Here is a 22,311-nt window from a genome sequence, read left to right as displayed (position 1 = left end):
CCCTGTTGCGCTGAACGAGATATGTCGATACACGTTGCCCTGCACCACGTCACCCATTACGAATACGACCGCCCCGTGCAGCTCGGCCCACAAGTCATTCGCCTGCGCCCTGCCCCGCACAGCCGCAGCCGCATCCTGAGCTACAGCCTCAAGGTTGAACCCGCAGAGCATTTCATCAACTGGCAGCAAGACGCTTTTGCCAACTACCAGGCGCGCTTGGTCTTCCCCCAAAAAACCACCGCCTTCAAGGTCACGGTGGACGTGGTCACCGAGATGGCGGTGTTCAACCCCTTTGACTTCTTTCTAGAGCCCTCGGCCGAAGAGGTGCCTTTCAAGTACTCGGACACCGTTCGGGAAGAGCTGCAGTCTTACTTGGACAAAGACCCCAAGACCCCGCTGTTCAAAAAATACCTGGCCAGCATGGACCGCCAGCGCCAACGCACCATCGACTTTTTGGTGCACATCAACCAGCGCTTGCACCAGGACATCCGCTACACCATCCGCATGGAGCCGGGTGTTCAAACGCCCGACGAAACCCTGAGCCTGAAAAGCGGCTCCTGCCGCGACTCGGCCTGGCTCTTGGTGCAGCTGTTTCGGCACATGAACATCGCCGCCCGCTTTGTGTCGGGCTACTTGATTCAATTGACCCCGGACGTGAAGTCGCTCGACGGCCCCAGCGGCACCGACGTGGACTTCACCGATCTGCACGCCTGGTGCGAGGTGTATTTGCCCGGTGCAGGCTGGGTGGGCTTGGACCCAACCTCGGGCCTGCTGGCGGGCGAAGGGCATATTCCACTGGCCTGCACACCCCAGCCCTCGGCGGCCGCGCCCATCGAAGGCCTGATGGACGAAGCCGAGGTCAAGTTCCACCACGAGATGGGCGTGACGCGCATCCACGAGTCGCCGCGGGTCACCCAACCCTACAGCGAGGCCCAATGGGCCGAGGTGCTGCGCCTGGGCGATGAGGTGGATGCCCAGTTGCTCGCCGATGATGTGCGCCTGACCATGGGGGGCGAACCCACCTTCGTCGCCACCCAAGACCGCGATGGCGCCGAATGGAACACCGACGCCTTGGGGCCCACCAAGCGGGGCCTGGCCACCGCGCTGGTGCACAAGTTGCGCCAGCAATACGGCCAAGGCGGTTTTTTGCACTTTGGCCAAGGCAAGTGGTACCCGGGCGAGCAGTTGCCACGCTGGGCGCTCAGCATTTACTGGCGGGCTGACGGGCAAGCTTGCTGGCAAGACCCTGCGGTCTTTGCCGATGAACGCGAGGCCAGTCACTGCACCAGCGCCGATGCCCAGCGCTTCATGCACACCTTGACGGCCAGACTGGGGCTGTCCAACGACACCGTGCTGCCCGGTTACGAGGACACCTGGTATTACCTCTGGCGCGAGCGCCGTTTGCCGGTCAATGTGGACCCGTTTGACGCGCGGCTGGACGACGAGATGGAACGCAACCGCTTGCGCCGCATCTTCAGCCAGGGCTTGGACCAGGCCGTGGGCTATGTGCTGCCCCTTCAAGCCGTCGAGCCGACCTCGGCTGGGCTGACGGGCACGCAGTGGCAAACCGGCCGCTGGTTTGTCCGCGATGAACGCCTGTACCTGATGCCCGGCGACTCCCCCATGGGCTGGCGTTTGCCGCTGGACTCGCTGCCTTGGGCTGCGCCCACCGAGCGCTGGCACATGATCGCGCAAGACCCGTTTTCGCCCCATCTCGCGCAGCGCAGCGCCCTGCCCGCCCAAGTCGCCGTGACCCCACAGCCGCGCCATGCCCTAGCCCAGACAGCATCGGTCGCGCCCGCCAAATTCAAATCCGACCCGTCCGTGGTGCGCACCGCCTTGTGCGTGGAGGTGCGCGATCCGAAGCGCGCCAACGGCCCCAAAGTGGAAGCCGAGGCCATGAACAAGGGTGAACAGGCCGGCGTGCTGTATGTCTTCATGCCGCCCCTGGCGCGGCTGGAAGACTACCTGGCGCTGCTCAGCCAAGTCGAGGGCACTGCACGAGAATTGGGTTTGAACATCGTTTTAGAGGGCTACCCACCGCCGCGCGACCCGAGGCTCAAACTCTTGCAAGTCACCCCGGACCCTGGCGTGATCGAGGTCAATATCCACCCGGCGCACAACTGGAACGAGTTGGTCGAGCACACCGAGTTTTTGTACAAAGCCGCCTTCGAGACGCGCCTGTCCGCCGAAAAGTTCATGACCGATGGCCGCCACACGGGCACAGGCGGCGGCAACCACATGGTGATGGGGGGCGCCACGCCCGCCGACAGCCCTTTCTTGCGCCGACCCGAACTGCTGGCCAGCCTCATCCTGTATTGGCACAACCACCCCAGTTTGAGCTATTTGTTCAGCGGCATGTTCATCGGCCCCACCAGCCAGGCCCCGCGTGTGGACGAGGCCCGCAACGACCAGGTCTATGAACTGGAAATCGCGCTGCGCGAGATCACCCGCAATCGCAAAAAGTTCGGCGCCGACATGGCCCCGTGGATCGTGGACCGCACCTTGCGCAACATCCTGATCGACGTGACCGGCAACACGCACCGCAGCGAGTTCTGCATCGACAAGATGTACTCGCCCGACAGCAGCACCGGGCGTTTGGGCTTGCTGGAGCTGCGGGCCTTTGAGATGCCGCCGCACGCGCGCATGAGCATCGTGCAGCAACTGCTGCTGCGGGCCTTGGTGGCCCGGTTCTGGAATGCCCCCTACACGGCGCCGGTCACCCGCTGGGGCACCGAGTTGCACGACCGCTTCATGCTGCCCCATTGGATCCACCAAGATTTTGACGACGTGCTCACCGAGCTGGGCGACGCAGGCTTTCGTTTTGACCCCAGCTGGTTCGCACCGCATTTTGAGTTCCGCTTTCCGATGGTGGGGCAAATCCAGGTCGACGGCGCGGTGCTCACGCTGCGCCATGCGCTGGAGCCCTGGCACGTCATGGGCGAAGAAAGCGGGGCCGGCGGCACCGCGCGCTACGTGGATTCGTCGCTCGAGCGCATCGAAGTGCATGTGACGGGCATGAACCCCGCGCGCCACACCGTGACGGTGAACGGCCGTCCCCTGCCCTTGCAGCCGACGGGCGTGGTGGGTGCATACGTGGCCAGCGTGCGCTACAAGGCCTGGAACCCGCCCTCGTCGCTGCACCCGAGCATCGGTGTGCACGCGCCGCTGACGTTGGACCTGGTGGACACCTGGATGAAGCGCTCTCTGGGCGGCTGCCAATACCATGTGGTGCACCCCGGTGGCCGCAATTACGAGGGTTTCCCGGTCAACGCCTACGAGGCCGAGAGCCGGCGCATGGCGCGCTTCTTCCGCATGGGCCACACACCCGGCGCCATGAAACACCTGCCCACACTGGCACCCAATGCCTTGTTGCACGCAAGCCCCGAATTCCCCTACACGCTGGACTTGAGGCGCAGTGGATCAACGACAATGGTCTGATGCATGAGCCTTCACCCCCAGTGACCGACGCCAGCGAAGCCCCAGCCTTGACTTGGCTGTCGCTGCAGCAAGAGCGTGCGCCCGCCGGGCACTGGGACGAACTGCGGGGCGAGGCCAGCCCACTCAAGGCCCCATCGGCCAGCTCGCAAGCGCCCACCATCCGTGACACATGGCAGCGTTTCATCGATCCGCTGGACAAGGCGACCAAGGCCCGCGAGGCGGAGCTGAACAAGCGCATGGCCAACTTGCAGCGGCAGGTGCGCGACAACGGCATCACTTACAACGTGTACGCCGCCGCCGACCAGCCGCAGCGCCCTTGGTCACTCGATTTGTTTCCGCTCATGCTGGAGCCGGGCGACTGGCAACAGATCGAGGCGGGCGTGATGCAGCGCATGCAATTGCTCGAACGCATCATGGCCGACGCTTATGGGCCGCAACAACTGGTGCGGCAAGGCCAATTGCCGGCCGCCTTGGTGCAAGGCCATCCCGCGTATTTGCCGGCCATGCACGGCGTCGCACCGGTCGGTGGGCGGTATTTGTCCTTGGCCGCTTTTGATTTGGCGCGTGGCCCCGACGGCCTGTGGTGGCTGCTCTCGCAGCGCACCCAAGCCCCCTCAGGCTTGGGCTATTTGCTGGAAAACCGGCAAATCGTGTCGCGCCAGTTCCCGCAAGCTTTTGAGGCCTTGCCGGTGCAACGCCTGGCAGAGACCTACCGCACGCTGATCGACGGCATCAAAGCGCGAAGCCCAGCGGGTTCTTCGGCCCATATTGCGCTGCTCACGCCAGGCCCTTACAACGAAACCTATTTTGAACACGCCTATCTGGCCCGCTATTTGGGCCTGAGCCTGGTGCAGGGCAACGATTTGACGGTGCGCGATGAAAAGCTGTACCTCAAAACCTTGCAAGGGCTCAAGCCCGTCCACGGCTTGCTCAAACGCGTGGACGACGATTGGCTTGACCCCCTGGAATTGCGGGCCGAATCCACCCTGGGCGTGCCCGGCTTGCTGCAAGCGGTGCGCAGTGGCCATGTGCTGGTGGCCAACACGCCCGGCTCGGGTTTTTTGGAGTCCAATGCGCTGCTGGGCTTCATGCCTGCGCTGTCGCGTGAGCTGCTGGGCCAAGCCTTGCAACTGCCCGCCATCCCCAGTTGGTGGTGCGGCGAAGCGGCGGCGCTGCAAGATGTGCTGCCGCGCATCCAAAGCTGCGTGATCAAGCCCACCTACCCCTACCACACCGATCGCCAAAGTTTTGAGCCGGTGCTGGGCCACCGCTTGTCTCGCCAAGAACAAAACGAATGGGCGGGCCGCATTTTGCGCGACCCCGACGCGCACACCCTGCAGTCCTGGTTGCCGCTGTCACACCAGCCGACTTGGCAGACCCACCCCAATGGCCCGTCCAGCATCGAGTCGCGCCCGGTGGTCCTGCGTGTCTTTGCCGTCACCGACGCGCAAGGCGGCTGGCAGGTCTTGCCCGGCGGTCTGGCCCGGCTCGGCACCCGCGAAGGCATTGCCTCGATGCAGCGCGGCGGCAGCAGCGCCGACGTGTGGGTGCAAAGCCCCGCCCCCCAAGCGTTCAAGCCGAGCAGCCTAGGCGCACAGTCACAGTCACAGTCACAGTCACAGTCGCAGTCACCCTCTTCGTCACAGCCGTCAACGCCCGTAACAGCGCAAAGCCCAAGTGCCAGCACCATCCCGGCCGCCAGTGACGCCACGGCCCAGCGCCAGCGCTTGGTGACGAGCCGCGCAGCCGAAAATTTGTTCTGGATGGGCCGCTACACCGAACGCACCGAAAACACCTTGCGCTTGGTTCGGCTGAGCCTGGAGATCCTGAGCGGAGAAAACCAGAACCTGCCCTGCTTGCTCCACTTCATCACCCGCATGGCCACGCGCCACGGCTTGGTGCGCGCCGAAGTCCCCGCCGCAGGGCAAGCGCACCGGGTGTTCGAGCGCTCCTTGATCTCGGGTTTGTGGGACCAAGAACTGGCCACCAGCGTGGGCTTCAATTTGCGCTCGGTCCGACTGGCCGCCGCCTCGGTGCGTGAACGCCTCTCGCCCGAACACTGGCGCTTGCTGGAACAAGCCGAGTCCCGGTTTTTCAAGCCCAGCGAAGACCCCCTGGGGCCCCACACCGCCATGGCGGGCTTGGACACCATGACCGTGCAAAGCCTGCTGGCCGACACCAGCCAGATGTTGGCCGCCCTCACAGGCGCACAAACCGACCGCATGAGCCGCGACGACGGCTGGCGCTTGCTCTCGATTGGCCGCCACATTGAACGCCTGGCCTTTTTGTCGGACGCCATGGCGCAAGCTGTGCAGCTCGGACTGATCGCTGAGCAAGCCGGCTTCGATGCCGTGCTCGACCTGTTTGACAGCACCATCAGTTTCCATGCCCAACACCAACAAAGCCGCACCCCGCAAGCCCTGATGGACCTGCTGGTGACCGACCCAGACAACCCGCGTTCGCTCGGTTGGGTGGCGCACACCTTGTGTGGGCGTTTGCGCCGCATGGGCACGCTGGCCGATGGCGCCACCTTGTCTTTGGCCGAGGGCGTGCCCCAACTGATTGGCATGCCCCCCCAGGCGCTGTGGCCCTACCCCAGCCCGGGCCCCAGCACCGACTCCTCGGCCCCCTTGCCTTTGCTCGCCACGCTGACCGATTGCCAAAACGCGGCCCGGGAAGTCTCGGACCATTTGTGCGGCTTGTTTTTCACGCACAGCGGCGAAGCCCGCTACAGCGTGAGTGCTTGAGCAAACACCCCATGCGCTTGGCCATCACCCACGACACCCGTTACCGCTACAGCCCTGCGGTGCAAACGGCGCAGCATGTGGCCCATCTGCAAGCGGCTGACACGCCCTGCCAAAAGGTCCTTCGCCACTGGATGCAGGTGGAGCCAAACGCCACGGTGCAGCACAACATCGACGCATTTCTGAACCACCGTGCCTATTGGGCGCTGACGAACCCGCACGAGGGCTTGCTGGTCCGGGCCTACAGCGAAATCGACACCCGCCCCACCGAAGCGGCGACCACCGGCCAAAGCTGGGAGGCGGTGCGCGAGCATTTCCGTTACCGAGGGGGTCATGCGGCTGATGTGCACAGCGGTTTCGTGTTCGGCTCGCACCATGCGCCGGTGCACGAGGCATTTTTGGCCTATGCCCAAAGCAGCTTCACGCCCGGCAGATCTTTGGTGCAAGCGGCCCAAGAGCTCACTGCGCGCATGCACAGCGAATTGCGCTACGAGTCGGCCAGCACCGACATCAACACCCCGGCCCTTGAAGCCCTGCAAGCACAACGCGGTGTGTGCCAAGACTTTGCCCACATCTTGCTGGCCTGCCTGCGCTCGCTGGGCTTGCCGGCCCGCTACGTGAGCGGCTACCTGCTGACCCAGCCGCCCCCCGGTCAGCCTCGGCTGGTGGGCAGTGATGCCACGCATGCCTGGGCTTCGGTGTACCTGCCCGAGCTGGCCACCCACGCCTGCCAAGGCTGGCTGGATCTGGACCCCACCAACAACCGCAGCGGTTGGGCCAGCCCCGGCGAGGATTACGTGCGGCTGGCTGTGGGGCGTGACTTCGCCGATGTGTCACCGCTGCGCGGTGTGCTGCAAGGCGGCGGCGCCCACACGCTCGAGGTTGGCGTTACAGTGGAGCCTCTTTTGACCCCAGAGGACCCTGACCATGAGCGTTTACGACACCCTGAAATCCCTGAACATTGAGCTGCCCCCTGTGGCTGTGCCCGCGGCGGCTTATGTGCCTTTTGTACAAACAGGCCACTTGGTTTTCCTCTCGGGTCATATCGCCAAAAAAGACGGCAAAGTCTGGGTGGGCCAACTGGGCAAAAACATCGACACCGCCGAAGGCCAACAAGCCGCTCGCGCCGTGGCCATCGACCTGATGGGCTCGCTGCATGCGGCCGTGGGCGATCTGAACAAGGTCAAGCGCATCGTCAAAGTGATGAGCCTGGTCAACTCGACCGGCGACTTCACCGAGCAGCACCTGGTCACCAACGGCTGCAGCGAACTGCTGGGCCAGGTGTTTGGCCCACAAGTCGGCGCGCATGCCCGCAGTGCTTTTGGCGTCGCCCAAATCCCGATGGGCGCTTGTGTCGAAATCGAATTGATCGCCGAAATCGGCTGAATTTCACTGTATCCACCGGAGACTCCCATGCACATTTCCATGTCCAGCGCCTGCTTGCCCGTTTGCACCCGCATGCTCACCAACCTGAGCCACATCCTGGCCAAGGCCGAGCAGTTTGTCGAAGCCAAAAAGATTGACCCCACGGCGCTGACCACTTACCGCCTTGCCCCCGATATGTTCCCGTTCACGCGCCAGGTGCTGATCGCCTGCGACGCCGTCAAGAACGGTGTAGCCCGCCTGTCCGGGGTGGATGCGCCCAAGTTCGACGACACCGAAACCACCTTGGCCCAGTTGCAAGAGCGCATCCAGAAAACGCTGGCCTACATCGCCACCGTTCCCGCCGCCGCCATCGACGGCACCGAGGACAAAGAGATCACTTTCCCCGCCGGCCCTGGCAAGACCCGCACCCTCCAAGGCCAGGACTACCTGACCAGCTGGATGCTGCCCAATATGTACTTCCACATCACCACGGCCTACACCATCCTGCGCCACAACGGTGTGGAGGTGGGCAAGATCGATTACCTGCTGGGTGCGCAGGGCTAAACAGGCTCTGGGTTGGGCCTCAATTCAACGAGCCCACCCAGTTCTCCACCATCAAGCCCGGGACGCGGGCGAACTCGGACAGGTTGTTGGTCACCACCACCAGCCCTTCGCTGCGGGCGTGGGCTGCGATGTGCAAATCGTTGACCCCAATGGTCTGCCCTGCTTTTTCCAGGTCGCTTCGGATAGCGCCGTAATGCTGCGAAGCTTTGGCGGTGTAAGGCAGCACCTCCAGCAGGCTGGCGAACTCTTCGATCACTTCCAGGTTCTGTGAGACCTTGGCGCTTTTTTCAGCACCGTGGTAGAGCTCTGACAAAGTGATCGCCGAAATCGCCATGCGAGCGGCGTTGGCATTGAACTGAGCCAACACTTCCAAAGGGCGACGCTTGACCACGTAGATCACGATGTTCGTGTCGAGCAGGTACTTCAACATCAGAGCGACTCACGCTCAGGCTGAGTTTGCGAGGCACGTTCTGCCAAAAAGTCTTCGCTGACCTGGGGTCCATTCAAGAAGAATTGGTCCCACGAATGCCCCACTGGCGAGATGATCCGGTCGGCACCTCGGGCACGCACCTCCACCTTTTTGACATCCTCAGGCAAGCGCAAATCCGCAGGCAGTCGGATGGCTTGCGAACGGTTGTTGGTGAAGACGGTGGTGATGGTCATGGCGGCCTCATTTTGGGATATGACATAAGTATATGGCAACACCCAAAGAATCCCCAAACCCCGTGCCCAAAGCTGTGGACAAGTGCAGGGACAAGCCGCCAAAGCCGCGCCCGGCAAGGGTTGGCGGGGTGTGCTCAATCGTTGAGCACACCCTCAATCGCACCATTGACAATGCGCTTAACCGCATTGAAAATAACGTTTTTTCAAAACGCACGCCCACCACCATGTCCCAACTGACGGCCAACGATCTCAAAGTGCGCGGCATTGCTGCGATCGAGTCGGCTTTGACTGCGCAAACCGAAGCCACCATTTCGGTGCGGGGCAAAGACCGGTTTGTGGTGATGGACATGGCGCAGTACCACTACCTGCGCGAATGCGAGTTGGAAGCCGCCTTGATGCAGAGCCGGGCCGACCTGGCCGCTGGCCGAGCCCGACAAGAAAGCGCCGAAGACCACATGGCCCGTCTGGACGCCCTGCTGCGCAAGCCATCGCACTGAGACGACGAGCTGCTCAAACGGCATGCCCTACTCACTGGTCTTTACCGACGCCTACATGCGCCGGGCTGTGCGTTTCATCAGGCGGCATCCCGAGCTTCGTTCACAGTACGCCAAAACCTTGGCTTTGCTTGAGCTCAACCCGCAACACCCCTCGCTGCGCTTGCATGCCCTGTCAGGGCGACTGAGCGGCCTGCATTCGGTGTCCATCAACCTGTCTTACCGCATCACTTTGGAGCTTCTGATTCAAGATCAGACCATCATCCCCATCAATGTGGGTGACCACGACGCGGTTTATTGACACAAATGTCCCCAAACCCCGTGCCCAAAGCTGTGGACAAGTGCAGGGACAAGCCCCCAAAGCCGCGCCCGGCAAGGGCTGGCGGGGTGTGCTGAAAAAAGCATCACCCCACCCGGATCACTCCACCCGCGAGACCCGGTTCGGCTTGAAGCCCAAATCGGCGACTTTGCCCTTTTTGGCGCGCGCCACTTTGGCGTTGTTCAGGCTGCGGATCTCCAGCGTTTCTTCGCGCTCCTTGCCGCCGCGGCCGATGCCCGCGATCTTGACGCTGCGCGTGTAGGCCGCAGCACCGGCCAAGGTGTCTTTGGCTTCGAGGTCAATGAGCATCAGGCCCCGGCCACCTTTTTCCATGGTTTTGAGTTCACCGATCTCAAAGCTCAGCACACGGCCGCCCGTGCTGGCACAGCACACACTGTTGGCGGCGGGCATGGGCTGTTTGTCCGCGGGCACGGTGGCACTGCTGCCGCTCACATGGCTGGGGGCGCAGACGGTTTCGCCCTCACCCAGGCTGATGAAGGCCTTGCCTGCTTTGTTGCGGGAAATCATGTTCTCGACCGAAGCCAAGAAGCCGTAGCCGCCCGAGCCGCTCAACAGCAGCGTGGCTTGGGCCGGGCCTGCGAAGTAATGGGCAATTTGCGTGGTGGGTTCGAGCTCGATCAGCGTGGTCACCGGCTGGCCGTCACCGCGTGCGCCGGGCAGTGTGGCCACGGGCACGCTGTAGATGCGCCCGTTGCTGCCAAAAATCAGCAGCGTATCTACCGTGCGGCATTCGAAGGTGCCATACAAACCGTCGCCCGCCTTGAAGGCGAAGCTGGTGGCGTCGTGGCCGTGGCCGGTGCGGGCGCGTACCCAACCCTTTTCAGACACGACCACCGTCACGGGCTCGTCCACCACCTTGACCTCGGCCACGGCTTTTTTCTCTTCCTGGATCAGCGTGCGGCGCGGGTCGGCAAAGGTTTTGGCATCCTGTTCGATCTCCTTGACCATCAGACGGCGCAGCGCGGCGGGGCTGCCCAAAATCTCCTCGAGCTTGCCCTGTTCACCCCGCAGTTCGCTCAGCTCTTGCTCGATCTTGATGGCTTCGAGCCGGGCCAGTTGGCGCAGGCGAATCTCCAGGATGTCTTCGGCTTGGCGGTCGCTGAGTTGGAAGGCCTCGATCAGCGCGGGCTTGGGCTCGTCGCTGTGGCGGATGATGCGGATCACCTCGTCGATGTTGAGCAAGACCAGCTGGCGGCCTTCCAAAATATGGATGCGGTCCAGCACCTTGTTCAAGCGGTGCTGGCTGCGTCGGGTGATGGTGGTCTGGCGGAAGCTGATCCACTCCACCAGCATCTGGCGCAGCGACTTCTGGATGGGCTTGCCGTCAATGCCCACCGAGGTCATGTTGATCGGCGCAGACGTTTCCAGGCTGGTGTGGGCCAGCAAAGCAGTGATGAGTTCTTGCTGTTCAATGCGGCTGGTTTTGGGCTCGAACACCAGGCGCACGGCCGCGTCTTTGCTGGACTCGTCACGCACCACGTCCAGCACATTCAGAATGCTGGCTTTGAGCAGGACCTGATCGGCGCTGAGCGCTTTTTTGCCGGCCTTGACCTTGGGGTTGGTGAGTTCTTCGATTTCTTCGAGCACGCGCTGCGAGCTCACGCCCTGCGGCAGCTCGGTCACCACCAGTTGCCATTGCCCGCGGGCAAGGTCTTCGATCTTCCAGCGGGCGCGCACTTTGAGGCTGCCGCGCCCGGTGCGGTAAGCGTCGGCGATGTCGCTGGCCGGGCTGATGATCTGGCCGCCACCGGGGTAGTCGGGGCCGGGGAGGATGGCCATCAGCTCGCTGTCGCTCAGCTTGTCGTTTTTGATCAAGGCCACGCAGGCGTCGGCCACTTCGCGCAGGTTGTGGCTGGGGATCTCGGTGGCCAGGCCCACGGCAATGCCGCTGGCACCGTTGAGCAGGCTGAACGGCAATCGGGCGGGCAACTGGCGCGGCTCTTCGGTGGAGCCGTCGTAGTTGGGGATGAAGTCCACCGTGCCCATGTCGATCTCGTCCAGCAGCAAGCTGGTGATGCGCGACAGCCGCGCTTCGGTGTAACGCATGGCGGCGGCGCCGTCGCCGTCGCGCGAGCCGAAATTGCCTTGCCCATCAATCAGTGGATAGCGCTGCGAGAAGTCTTGCGCCATGCGCACCAGCGCGTCGTACGCCGCCGTGTCGCCGTGCGGGTGGTAGCGGCCCAGCACATCGCCCACCACACGGGCGCTTTTGACCGGCTTGGCCGCGGTGTTGTTGTTCGGGCCGCTGTAGGACAAGCCCATGCGGTCCATCGAATACAAAATGCGCCGCTGCACCGGCTTTTGGCCGTCGCACACATCGGGCAAGGCGCGGCCTTTGACGACCGACAGCGCGTATTCCAGGTAGGCGCGCTGGGCGTAGGCGCCCAGGTGGTCGCCTTCAGGCGCGGCGGTGGGTTCGGGGGTTAAGAGCTCAGTGGTCATGTCAATGGTTTTGTAGGTCGGAGCTTGAGCTCCGACGTGGGGTGCGCACACATTTGTCGGAGCTCAAGCTCCGACCTACAAGAAATTCAAACGTCGATGTCGATGCTGTCGCCGTGCAGTTCCATCAGCTCGCGGCGGGCGGCGGCTTCGCCTTTGCCCATGAGCTGGGTCATGAGGTTTTCAGTGCCCGCGTTGTCCAAGGGGCCCAACTCGATGGGCAGCAGGCGGCGCGTGTCGGGGTTGAGCGTGGTGTCCCACAGCTGCTCGGCACTCATCTCGCCCAATCCCTTGAAGCGGCTGATGCTCCAGCCGCCCTCTTTCACACCGTCTTTGCGCAGCTTGTCGATGATGGCGCTCAACTCCCCATCGTCCAGCGCGTAGGCTTTGGACGCGGGCTTTTTGCCGCGGGCCGGCGCATCGACGCGGAACAGCGGCGGCCGCGCCACATACAGGTGCCCGGCTTCGATCAGCTTGGGGAAGTGGCGGAAAAACAAAGTCAGCAAGAGCACCTGGATGTGCGAGCCGTCCACGTCCGCGTCCGACAAGATGCACACCTTGCCGTAGCGCAGGTTGCTCATGTCGGGCGTGTCGTTGGGGCCGTGCGGGTCCACGCCAATGGCCACCGAAATGTCGTGGATTTCGTTGTTGGCAAACAGGCGGTCGCGGTCCACTTCCCAGGTGTTGAGCACCTTGCCGCGCAGGGGCAAGATGGCCTGGCTTTCTTTGTTGCGGCCCATTTTGGCGCTGCCCCCGGCCGAGTCGCCCTCGACCAAAAACACCTCGTTGTGCAAGATGTCTTTGCTCTCGCAATCGGTCAGTTTGCCGGGCAGCACGGCCACGCCGGAGCTCTTGCGCTTTTCCACCTTCTGGCCCGCTTTCTGGCGGGTTTGCGCGGCTTTGATGGCGAGTTCCGCCAGTTTTTTGCCGTAATCCACATGCTCGTTCAGCCACAACTCCAAGGCCGGGCGCACAAAGCTGGACACCAAGCGCACCGCGTCGCGCGAATTCAGGCGCTCCTTGATCTGGCCCTGAAACTGCGGGTCAAGCACTTTGGCGGAGAGCACGTAGCTGGCCCGGGCGAACACGTCTTCGGGCATGAGCTTGACGCCCTTGGGCAGCAAGCCATGCAGCTCGATGAAGCTTTTGACGGCGGTGAACAAGCCGTCGCGCAAGCCGCTGTCGTGCGTGCCGCCCGCGCTGGTGGGGATCAAATTCACATAGCTCTCGCGCACCGGCGCGCCGTCTTCGGTGAAGGCCACGGCCCACGAAGCGCCCTCGCCTTCGGCAAAACTGTCGTGGTGGGCGTCGGCAAAGCCTTCGCCTTCAAACAGGGGGATGACCGGGTCGCCGTTCAGGGTCTGCGTCAGGTAGTCGCGCAGACCGGCTTTGTATTGCCACTGCTGGGTTTCCTTGGTTTTTTCATTCACCAAGGTCACGGTCACGCCCGGCATGAGCACGGCTTTGCTGCGCAGCAGGTGCGTCAGCTCGTTCATGGGAAGGGCGCTGGATTCGAAATATTTGGCGTCGGGCCAGGCGCGCACGGTTGTGCCTTGCTTGCGGTCGCCCTCAGCTGCGCCGCGTTTGACCAGCGGCTCGTTCACGTCGCCACCCGAAAACACCAAGGTGGCCACTTGGCCTTCGCGGTAGCTGGTGGCTTCCAGGCGTTTGGACAGCGCGTTGGTCACCGACACGCCGACACCATGCAGGCCGCCCGAGAAGCTGTACGCCCCGCCCTTGCCCTTGTCGAATTTGCCGCCCGCATGCAAGCGGGTGAAGACCAGCTCGATCACCGGGGCGTTTTCTTCGGGGTGCAGGCCAAAGGGAATGCCCCGGCCATCGTCTTCGATGCTGACCGATCCATCGGCGTGCAAGATGACTTTGATCTTTTTGCCGTACCCCGCCAGCGCCTCGTCGGCGGCGTTGTCCAGCACCTCTTGGATGATGTGCAGGGGGTTGTCGGTGCGGGTGTACATGCCCGGGCGTTGCTTGACGGGCTCCAGGCCCTTCAAGACGCGGATCGAGCCTTCAGAGTACTCGTTGGAGGTTTTGACAGTTGATTGGGTGGCCATGGTGGCGGATTGTAGTGGGATTTCACGCCAAATACTGGATACAAAAACAGTGCCGCCATCTGCGCGGCGTTCAGGCATGTGAGCGACCCGGCGTTGTTGACACATTGGTTAAAGTCAGGGGATGCAACCCAAACCCCTCTCTCTGACCCAAGTGCTGCTTTGCGGCGCGGCCATCGTCACCCTGTCCATGGGCATTCGACACGGCTTTGGCCTGTGGCTTCAGCCCATCACCCAAGCCCAAGGATGGGGCCGCCAAGAGTTCGGCTTTGCCATGGCCATTCAGAACCTCTCCTGGGGCTTCATGGGCATTTTTGCGGGCATGGTGGCCGACAAGTTCGGTGCCTTCCGCGTGATTGCCGTGGGCGCCGTGGTCTACGCCGTGGGCCTGCTGGGCATGGCCTGGGCCACCGACCCTTGGATGTTTGCCTTGTTTACCGGGGTGATCATCGGCACGGCCCAAGCGGGCACCACCTACGCGGTCATTTACGGCGTGATTGGTCGCAACGTGCCCATCGAGCGCCGCTCTTGGGCCATGGGCGTGGCGGCTGCGGCGGGCAGTTTCGGCCAGTTTTTGATGGTGCCCGTCGAGGGCTTGCTGATCAGCCAAATGGGCTGGCAAACCGCCTTGGTCATCTTGGCCGCCGCAGCCATGCTGATCATCCCGCTGGCTTGGGGTCTGCGCGAACCGGCTCTGAACGCACCCGGCCAAGTCCAGCGAGACCAAACGATCGCCCAGGCTTTGAAAGAAGCCTTCAAGTACCCCAGTTTTCAGCTGCTGATGGCCGGTTATTTTGTGTGCGGCTTCCAAGTGGTGTTCATTGGCGTGCACATGCCCAGCTACCTGAAAGACCACGGCCTGGCGCCTCAGGTGGCCAGCAACGCTTTGGCCTTGATCGGCTTGTTCAACGTGTTTGGCACGTACATCGCGGGCACTTTGGGTCAGAAAATGCCCAAGAAAAACATCTTGGCTTTCATTTACATCGCCCGCTCGGTGGCGATTGTGCTGTTCTTGCTGGCCCCGCTCACGCCCACCAGTGTTTACCTCTTCTCTGGGGTCATGGGCATGCTTTGGTTGTCCACGGTGCCCGTCACCAACGCGGCGGTGGCCCAAATTTTTGGCATTTCACACCTGTCCATGCTCAGCGGCTTCATTTTCTTCAGCCACCAGATTGGCTCGTTCATGGGCGTCTGGCTGGGCGGCTATTTGTACGACAAGACCGGCAGCTACGACATCGTCTGGTACCTGGCCATTGCTTTGGGCGTGTTGGCTGCGCTGGTGAATCTGCCGGTGCGCGAGGCCCCCATTCAGCGCCACGCACCCCAAGCAGCATGAGCGCCAACCTGCCTGACAGCCCGCCTCACCCAACCCGTGTGAGCGAGCCCCTGCTCGGGCATGCAAGCCAAGCTCCAACGCCCTGTCAAGCCTCTCGCCTGACACCCCCTTGGGCCGCAGGGGCGACTGCCCCCAGAGCACTTTACAAAAAATCCGGGCTTGGCATCGTGGCCGCTCTCCTGCTGGCCATCACCTTCTGGCTTTATACCCAGCCCGATCTGGTGATCATGCTGGCCGAACAACTGTGGGCTTGTTTCTAAATTCAAGAGGAAAACCATGCACGGCACCGAAAACCCCTCAGCTTGGCTGCAACGCTGGGCGCATTTGATCGCGCCCCACAGCCACGTTTTGGATGTGGCTTGTGGGGCAGGCCGACACATGCGTTTTTTGGCCGCACAAGGACACACCGCTTGGGGCGTTGATCGCAACCCCGATGCGGTGTCAATGGCCCAAGCCTATGGGAGCGTCAGCTGCGCCGACATAGAAAACGGCCCTTGGCCCTTCCCCGGCCAGACATTTGGCGGCGTGGTGGTGACAAATTACCTTTGGCGCGACCTGATGCCCGTCATCGTGCAAAGCGTGGCCCCGGGTGGCGTGCTGATTTACGAAACCTTTGCAGCGGGCAACGAGACCGTGGGCAAACCCTCTCGGCCCGACTTTTTGCTGCAAGCGGGCGAGTTGCTCCGGGTCACCCAAGGCATGCATGTGGTGGCGTACGAAGAGGGGTTCGAAGCCTCACCAGAGCGCTTTGTGCAGCGCATCGTGGCTGTTCGACCCCACGACACGGGTGTTGCAGCCCGCTGGGCCTTGAAAGCCCAGACCGACTTGACGCAAGCGGCACCGTGACATCGGGACACATTCCCGCCCATTCCAAAGCCTGAAAACCGTTCGCACTCGTTAGAATGGTTGTTTTATGTTCAGAAACCACTGAAATGACCTCCGAATCTCGCCCCATCCAAGGCAGCATCCCTGCCCTGATCACCCCCATGCTCGAAGACGGCCAAGTGGATTACCCCACTTTGCGAAAACTGATCGACTGGCATGTGGCCGAAGGCACCGATGCGATTGTGGTCGTCGGCACCTCTGGCGAATCCCCCACCGTCACGGTGGACGAGCATTGCGAGATCATTCGCGTCTCAGTGGAGCAAGCGGCCAAACGCATTCCCATCATTGCAGGGTGCGGTGCCAATTCCACGGCAGAAGCCATTGAATTGGCCCAGTTTGCTCAAAAAGTGGGGGCCGATGCCCAATTGCAGGTGGTGCCCTACTACAACAAACCCACCCAAGAAGGCCTGTACCAGCACTTCAAGGCCATTGCAGAAGCTGTGCCTGGCTTGCCCGTCATCCTCTACAACGTGCCCGGTCGCACCGTGGCCGATTTGCAGCACGACACGGTTTTGCGCCTGGCCCAAGTGCCCGGCATCATCGGCATCAAGGAAGCCACCAGCAACATCGAACGCGCCCAATGGCTGATCCGCGATCTGCCCAAGTCCTTCGCGGTGTTCTCGGGCGATGACGCCACGGCCGTGGCCCTCATGTTGTGTGGCGGTGCCGGCAACATCAGCGTGACGGCCAATGTGGCCCCACGCCTCATGCACGAATTGTGCGTGGCCGCCACCCAAGGCCAAGTCCAAGAAGCCATGCGCATCCAGTTCCAGTTGTTGCCTGTGCACAAAAACCTGTTTGTTGAAGCCAACCCCATCCCCGTGAAATGGGCCATGAACCGCATGGGCCTGTGCGGACCCAAGCTGCGCTTGCCCATGACCGAACTGTCCGAGTCTCAGCACCCAGCAGTTGAGGCCGCGCTCAAGGCCAGTGGTCTGATTTGATTTCCACCTAAGGATTGCCTGTGAAATTGCCCCATCGCCCCCTGTCTTCCACAACGGTTCATCGCACGGCGGTGGTCGCCGCTTTGGCCATGCTGGTCAGTGCTTGCTCTGTTTTCGAAGAAGACAAAATTGACTACAAAAGCGCCGCCAAGGCCCCCACCTTGGAGATTCCTCCCGACCTGACGCAATTGCGCAAAGACTCGCGCTACGCCATCGAAAGCAACTCGGCCACCGCCTCGGGTTTCCAAAGTGCTGGCGCTCGGGTGGCCGACGCCGGCACGGCGGCCAACGTTGTGGGCGATGTGCGCATGGAGCGCCAAGGCAACCAACGCTGGTTGGTGGTGTTACGCCCAGCAGACAAAGTGTGGGAACCGCTGCGCGAATTCTGGACCAGCAACGGTTTTGTCCTGATCACTGACGCGCCTGACGTGGGCATCATGGAAACGGACTGGGCTGAAAACCGGGCCAAAATTCCACAAGATTTCATCCGCAAGACCTTGGGCAAAGTGCTGGACTCCTTGTATTCCTCGGGTGAGCGTGACAAGTTCCGCACCCGTGTTGAACGCCATGCGCAAGGCGGCGTAGAGATCTACATCACACACCGCGGCATGGCCGAGAATTACGCCAACGCACAAAAAGACCAAACCGTCTGGCAACCCCGTGCCGGCGATCCTGAACTCGAAATCGAATTCTTGCGCCGTCTGATGGTCAAGCTGGGCGCGTCCCCTGAAGCGGCGAAATCCGCCACGGCATCGGCTGCCCATGCGCAAACAGCCAGCGTGACCACGGTCGAAGGCCAACCCACCATCCAGATCACTGACAGCCTGGACCGCGCTTGGCGCCGAACCGGTGTGGCCTTGGACCGCACGGGCTTCACCGTCGAAGACCGCGACCGCTCCAAAGGCATTTACTTTGTTCGCTACGTGGCGCCCGGTACCGCCGCTGGCCAAGAGCCGGGCTTTTTTGCCCGCATTTTCAGCAGCAAAAAAGAAGAAGCCGCTTTGTCACGCTACCGCATCGCCTTGACCGAAAAAGGCAATGCCAGTTGGGTTCGTGTGCTGGACGCCAATGGCCAGCCCGAAACATCCGGCAATGCCGAGCGCATTTTGAAATTGCTGGCCAACGAGTTGCGCTGACCCGAGCCATCTCTCTGACCAATAAAAAAACCCCGCCATGCGGGGTTTTTTCTTGCAGTCCCGGCCAAGACCGGGAAAGCGGCCAAATATTACTTGGCGGCAGATGCGTCAGCAGCTGGAGCTGCAGGAGCAGCAGAAGCGTCAGCAGCAGGTGCTGGAGCAGCCACAGGAGCAGGAGCGGCTGGAGCAGCAGCTTCTTCTTTTTTGCCGCAAGCGGACAAAGCAGCAGCAGCGATGATGGCGGCCAAAACGAGGGACTTGTTCATGATGATTTTCCTTGTAGGGGTTAAAAAACAATTTCCGGAAATTGTCGAATTCTGATTCAAGAAAACTTGAACCGAGACAAAAGCACTCGAGCTCTTCTGCACTCAGCGCTGGATTATATCGTTTTCCCTAGGCCCCTTAGAAACAAAACGCACCAAACTGACGCGAAACCTTCAAAAAACCCCTCACTGGGGTAAGTCCTGAGCGGGTTTCAACCAATCCGCCGACATCCAGTCGCGCAATGCCTCTTGCGCAGATTCACTCAACTTAGCGCAAGATGAGGCAGAAAGAGACCTGTTATCAGCCAGTTGACGCAAAAAACGGGCATCCCTGCCCCCCACTCGAAAGCTTTCCCCATTGATGAACACATGCCGCTCGTCGTACATCATTTTGCTTCTGCGATCGAGGTGAACCCCTTTTGACAAATCAGGCGCGTTTTCAGACCCCTCAAACCACACATGGGCTTTGGGCTCGGTCAGGTACTCACCCAGCAAACTGTCCAGCAAATCCGGATTTTTGAGCGCTTTATCGACCACTTGATGTGCAAAGAGAGCCAAAGAGGGCGGTATAGCCGCCGAAGACATCACTGCGGGCTGGCGAGGATCGCGGTAAATGGCCTCCCCCACACCGTCGAACGCCTCATCGGCCAAGCCGAGCAGCAGCTCCCGCGCCAACTCGCCTTCTTGGGGCGCCCTGAAACCGATGGACCAGGTCATGCACTCCCCCTCGGCCACGCCGTCGTGTGCGTATTTGGGGGGCAAATACAGCATGTCCCCCGGGTTCAGCACAAACTCTTCTTCGGCCTCGAAGTTTTGCAAAATTTTGAGCGGCACGCCCGATTGCAGCGTCAAGTCCCTGTTGCGACCAATGCGCCAACGGCGTTGGCCATGGGCCTGCAGCAAAAACACGTCATAGCTGTCAAAGTGTGGCCCCACGCCACCGCCATCGGTGGCGTAGCTGATCATCACATCGTCCAAGCGCGCATCGGGCACAAAACGGAACTGCTGCATCAGCGCGTGCACGCCATCGTGGTGCAAGTCCACGCCCTGCACCAAAAAAGTCCATTTTTTCTGAGCGAAGGGCGGCAAACTGCGCTTCGCAAATGGCCCATGCTTCATCTTCCAACCCTTGGGAGAGTCCACGATCAAGCGCGATTCCACCCCCTCCTGCCCTGCCAAAGCCACCAACTCTGAACGCCCCACGCAAGGCGTAAAACCGGGGATGGCTTGGCGCACCAACAAAGGCTTTTTCTGCCAATGGCGCTGCATGAATTGACTGGGTGTCAAGCCGCCCAGCAGCGCCAAGGGTTGTTCTGTGTTCATCTCGGGTTCTCGCATCTCAAAACCAAAGCGGCCAAAAAGTGGCCGCCAAACTGCGACAATTGTCGTATGGAAATCAAGACACCTTCTGTGGTCGCACTGACCTGGACACTCAAAGACACGCTGGGCGAAGTTCTGGACACGCTGGACGAACCCGTGGAATTTTTCATTGGCGGACAAGACCTGCTGCCCAAGATCGAAGAAGCCCTGCAAGGCCACGAACGTGGCGCCAAGGTCGATTTGCACCTGGAGCCCGAAGACGCCTTTGGCGACTTCGATGAAAACCTGCTGTTTTTGGAGCCGCTGGCCCTGTTCCCAGAAGGGCTCGAGCCCGGCCTCACGATCGAAGGCACTGCTTTGCCAGAGGGGTGCAACCCGGACGCGCCGCGCAACGCCCTCTACACCGTGACCGAAATCTACCCCGAGCACGTGGTGCTGGACGCCAACCACCCACTGTCGGGCATTGCGCTGCGCCTGCACCTGAAGGTCGAATCGGTGCGCGAGCCGACCGAGGCCGAAGTGGGCAGCGGCAGCTGCGGCACCGGCTTTTTCAAAATCGAGGTGGGCGACGAAGGCTCAGCCGCTGGACCCACCCTGCACTGAGCCCTTTGACAGCGCCTTGCCAGGCGCTTATTTTTGGCCTGTGGAGCCGTAACCGCCCTCACCGCGCTCGGTCGCAGCACCGAACTCGCTCACGACGTGAAAGCGCGCTTGCACCACAGGCACGATCACCATCTGCGCGATGCGCTCCAAAGGTTCGATGGTGAAGGCCACCTCGCTGCGGTTCCAGCAGCTGACCATGAGCTGTCCTTGGTAATCGCTGTCGATCAGCCCCACCAAATTGCCCAAGACGATGCCGTGCTTGTGGCCCAAGCCCGAACGCGGCAAGAGCATGGCCGCGTAGCCAGGGTCCTTGAGGTGGATGGCCATGCCCGTGGGCACCAGTTGCCAGGCGTTGGGCGCCAAGACCAGCGGCGCGTCCAGGCAAGCGCGCAGGTCCAAGCCCGCACTGCCGGGCGTGGCGTAGGTGGGCATTTGCGCGGCAATGCGCGCATCGAGGATCTTGACGTCAATGTCCATGGTCATGCTTGTTCTCCGCCCAGCCGCCGGGCAATGTCTTCAATGAGTTGAATGGCCAGCACCTGCTTGCTGGCATGCGGCAGTTCTCGGGCGCCTTGGGCGTCCACCAGCAGCAAAGCGTTGTCGTCTTGCCCGAACGTGGCCGGGCCGATGTTGCCCACCAGCAGCGGCACCTGTTTGCGCGCGCGCTTGGCCGTGGCATGCGCCAGCAGGTCGTGGCTTTCTGCCGCAAAACCCACACAAAACAGCTCGCCTTTTTGCGCCGCAGCCGACTGGGCCACGGTCGCCAAAATGTCGGGGTTCTCGACAAAGGCCAGCTCGGGCGTCTGCCCTGAACCGTCTTTCTTGATTTTTTGATCGGCCGCGTTGGCCGGGCGCCAGTCGGCCACCGCCGCGGTGGCGATGAACACGCCCCGCTCGGGCACATGGCCTTGCACGGCTTCAAGCATGTCGCGGGCGGAGCGCACGTTCACGCGCCGCACGCCGCGCGGCGTGGCCAGGCTCACCGGGCCAGCGATCAAGGTCACATTGGCCCCAGCCAAGCGGGCCGCCCGGGCAATCGCAAAGCCCATCTTGCCGCTGGACAAGTTGGTGATGCCGCGCACCGGGTCAATGGCTTCGTAGGTTGGGCCCGCCGTGACCAGCACTTGCTGGCCCGCCAGCACCTGCGGGCTGAAAAACGCTTCGAGCTCTTCCAGGATTTCTTCGGCTTCGAGCATGCGCCCGTCACCGGTTTCGCCGCAGGCTTGGTCGCCCTGCCCCACATCCAGCACGTGAATGCCGTCGGCTTTGAGTTGCGCCACATTGCGCTGGGTGGCGGGGTTGGACCACATTTCGCGGTTCATGGCCGGCGCCACGATCAGCGGCACCTTCTCCAGTGGACGTGCCAGGCACATTAGACTGAGCAGTTCGTCGGCGCCGCCGTGCAGCAACTTGGCCATGAAGTCGGCGCTGGCCGGGGCCACCACAATGGCGTCGGCCTCGCGGCTCAGGTTGATGTGGGCCATGTTGTTGGCCTCACGCGGGTCCCACTGCGAGGTGTACACCGGCCGGCCCGACAGGGCTTGCAAGGTGACCGCCGTCATGAATTGTTCGGCGGCCTCGGTCATCACGACCTGTACGGTGACGCCCGCCTTGACCAAGGCGCGGCAGAGTTCAGCCGACTTGAAGGCCGCAATGCCGCCCGACAAGCCCAGAACGATGTGTTTTCCAGCCAATGTGCTCATGC

Annotated in this window: 20 protein-coding genes; 12 read left to right on the top strand and 8 right to left on the bottom strand. The window is 62.1% G+C overall.

Annotated elements, in window-relative coordinates:
• Window positions 1–21: 21 nt before the first annotated feature.
• Genes B9Z31_RS11255 through B9Z31_RS11235 form a run of 5 tightly spaced genes read left to right on the top strand, consistent with a single transcriptional unit; the run spans window position 22 to window position 8,114 of the window.
• Entirely contained in the window at window positions 22–3,441 is a 3,420-nt protein-coding gene (locus tag B9Z31_RS11255) for a DUF2126 domain-containing protein (protein WP_100119649.1), read from the top strand.
• Window positions 3,441–6,188, top strand: a complete 2,748-nt coding sequence (locus B9Z31_RS11250) for a circularly permuted type 2 ATP-grasp protein (RefSeq protein WP_100119648.1) — start codon at window positions 3,441–3,443, stop codon at window positions 6,186–6,188. The genes B9Z31_RS11255 and B9Z31_RS11250 overlap by 1 nt, the downstream gene beginning before the upstream one ends.
• Window positions 6,185–7,150 (top strand): transglutaminase domain-containing protein, encoded by a 966-nt coding sequence (locus tag B9Z31_RS11245; protein ID WP_369804693.1) that lies wholly within the window; start codon window positions 6,185–6,187, stop codon window positions 7,148–7,150. The genes B9Z31_RS11250 and B9Z31_RS11245 overlap by 4 nt, the downstream gene beginning before the upstream one ends.
• Entirely contained in the window at window positions 7,113–7,571 is a 459-nt protein-coding gene (locus tag B9Z31_RS11240; protein WP_100119646.1) for a RidA family protein, read from the top strand. The genes B9Z31_RS11245 and B9Z31_RS11240 overlap by 38 nt, the downstream gene beginning before the upstream one ends.
• A 27-nt stretch (window positions 7,572–7,598) precedes the next feature.
• Complete coding sequence (locus B9Z31_RS11235; protein WP_100119645.1) at window positions 7,599–8,114, top strand: DUF1993 family protein; 516 nt, start codon at window positions 7,599–7,601, stop codon at window positions 8,112–8,114.
• A 19-nt stretch (window positions 8,115–8,133) separates the two neighbouring features.
• Here B9Z31_RS11235 and B9Z31_RS11230 read toward each other — a convergent pair whose 3' ends face one another.
• Window positions 8,134–8,544 (bottom strand): type II toxin-antitoxin system VapC family toxin, encoded by a 411-nt coding sequence (locus B9Z31_RS11230; protein ID WP_100119644.1) that lies wholly within the window; start codon window positions 8,542–8,544, stop codon window positions 8,134–8,136.
• The gene (gene vapB, locus B9Z31_RS11225; protein ID WP_100119643.1) at window positions 8,544–8,777 is read right to left on the bottom strand and encodes a type II toxin-antitoxin system VapB family antitoxin; all 234 of its coding nucleotides are present in this window, start codon (window positions 8,775–8,777) and stop codon (window positions 8,544–8,546) included. Before vapB ends, B9Z31_RS11230 begins: the two co-directional genes overlap by 1 nt.
• A 224-nt stretch (window positions 8,778–9,001) precedes the next feature.
• On the opposite strand from vapB, the gene B9Z31_RS11220 reads away from it, so the two are divergent.
• Both B9Z31_RS11220 and B9Z31_RS11215 read left to right on the top strand, forming a co-directional pair.
• Window positions 9,002–9,274 (top strand): prevent-host-death protein, encoded by a 273-nt coding sequence (locus B9Z31_RS11220; protein ID WP_100119642.1) that lies wholly within the window; start codon window positions 9,002–9,004, stop codon window positions 9,272–9,274.
• 22 nt (window positions 9,275–9,296) lie between these two features.
• Complete coding sequence (locus B9Z31_RS11215) at window positions 9,297–9,572, top strand: plasmid stabilization protein (protein ID WP_100119641.1); 276 nt, start codon at window positions 9,297–9,299, stop codon at window positions 9,570–9,572.
• 117 nt (window positions 9,573–9,689) lie between these two features.
• On the opposite strand, the gene parC is transcribed toward B9Z31_RS11215, so the two are convergent.
• Complete coding sequence (gene parC, locus B9Z31_RS11210; protein ID WP_100119640.1) at window positions 9,690–12,053, bottom strand: DNA topoisomerase IV subunit A; 2,364 nt, start codon at window positions 12,051–12,053, stop codon at window positions 9,690–9,692.
• A gap of 86 nt (window positions 12,054–12,139) precedes the next feature.
• Window positions 12,140–14,122: a DNA topoisomerase IV subunit B gene (locus B9Z31_RS11205; RefSeq protein ID WP_100119639.1), complete on the bottom strand. Its 1,983-nt coding sequence runs from the start codon at window positions 14,120–14,122 to the stop codon at window positions 12,140–12,142.
• Window positions 14,123–14,243: 121 nt separating this feature from the next.
• On the opposite strand from B9Z31_RS11205, the gene B9Z31_RS11200 reads away from it, so the two are divergent.
• The 4 genes from B9Z31_RS11200 (at window position 14,244) to bamC (ending at window position 18,420) form a co-directional block, all read left to right on the top strand.
• Window positions 14,244–15,455 carry an MFS transporter gene (locus B9Z31_RS11200; protein WP_100119638.1) on the top strand — a complete coding sequence of 404 codons (1,212 nt, stop codon included), beginning with the start codon at window positions 14,244–14,246 and terminating at the stop codon, window positions 15,453–15,455.
• Window positions 15,456–15,731: 276 nt separating this feature from the next.
• On the top strand, window positions 15,732–16,301 hold the full coding sequence (locus B9Z31_RS11190) for a bifunctional 2-polyprenyl-6-hydroxyphenol methylase/3-demethylubiquinol 3-O-methyltransferase UbiG (protein WP_100119636.1): 570 nt from the start codon (window positions 15,732–15,734) through the stop codon (window positions 16,299–16,301).
• Window positions 16,302–16,387: 86 nt separating this feature from the next.
• The gene (gene dapA / locus B9Z31_RS11185; protein WP_100119635.1) at window positions 16,388–17,284 is read left to right on the top strand and encodes a 4-hydroxy-tetrahydrodipicolinate synthase; all 897 of its coding nucleotides are present in this window, start codon (window positions 16,388–16,390) and stop codon (window positions 17,282–17,284) included.
• Between the two features lie 89 nt (window positions 17,285–17,373).
• Window positions 17,374–18,420 (top strand): outer membrane protein assembly factor BamC, encoded by a 1,047-nt coding sequence (gene bamC / locus B9Z31_RS11180; protein WP_199174491.1) that lies wholly within the window; start codon window positions 17,374–17,376, stop codon window positions 18,418–18,420.
• 89 nt (window positions 18,421–18,509) lie between these two features.
• Here the strand turns inward: bamC and B9Z31_RS15550 are convergent, their stop codons facing one another.
• Window positions 18,510–18,686, bottom strand: coding sequence for a hypothetical protein (locus tag B9Z31_RS15550; protein WP_199174483.1), 177 nt, complete (start codon window positions 18,684–18,686; stop codon window positions 18,510–18,512).
• Between the two features lie 183 nt (window positions 18,687–18,869).
• Window positions 18,870–20,006, bottom strand: coding sequence for a JmjC domain-containing protein (locus B9Z31_RS11175; protein WP_100119634.1), 1,137 nt, complete (start codon window positions 20,004–20,006; stop codon window positions 18,870–18,872).
• A 66-nt stretch (window positions 20,007–20,072) separates the two neighbouring features.
• On the opposite strand from B9Z31_RS11175, the gene B9Z31_RS11170 reads away from it, so the two are divergent.
• Complete coding sequence (locus B9Z31_RS11170) at window positions 20,073–20,606, top strand: peptidylprolyl isomerase (RefSeq protein WP_100119633.1); 534 nt, start codon at window positions 20,073–20,075, stop codon at window positions 20,604–20,606.
• A 27-nt stretch (window positions 20,607–20,633) separates the two neighbouring features.
• Here B9Z31_RS11170 and dut read toward each other — a convergent pair whose 3' ends face one another.
• A complete protein-coding gene (gene dut / locus B9Z31_RS11165) occupies window positions 20,634–21,083 on the bottom strand; it encodes a dUTP diphosphatase (protein ID WP_100119820.1) in 450 nt (149 codons plus the stop codon).
• A gap of 2 nt (window positions 21,084–21,085) precedes the next feature.
• Window positions 21,086–22,309: a bifunctional phosphopantothenoylcysteine decarboxylase/phosphopantothenate--cysteine ligase CoaBC gene (gene coaBC, locus B9Z31_RS11160; protein ID WP_100119632.1), complete on the bottom strand. Its 1,224-nt coding sequence runs from the start codon at window positions 22,307–22,309 to the stop codon at window positions 21,086–21,088.
• Between the last annotated feature and the right edge of the window lie 2 nt (window positions 22,310–22,311).

This window comes from Limnohabitans sp. G3-2, assembly GCF_002778275.1.
Lineage (GTDB): Bacteria > Pseudomonadota > Gammaproteobacteria > Burkholderiales > Burkholderiaceae_C > Limnohabitans_A.
Note: the sequence above shows the minus strand (reverse complement) of the source record. Positions and strands in the feature narration are given on the sequence as shown.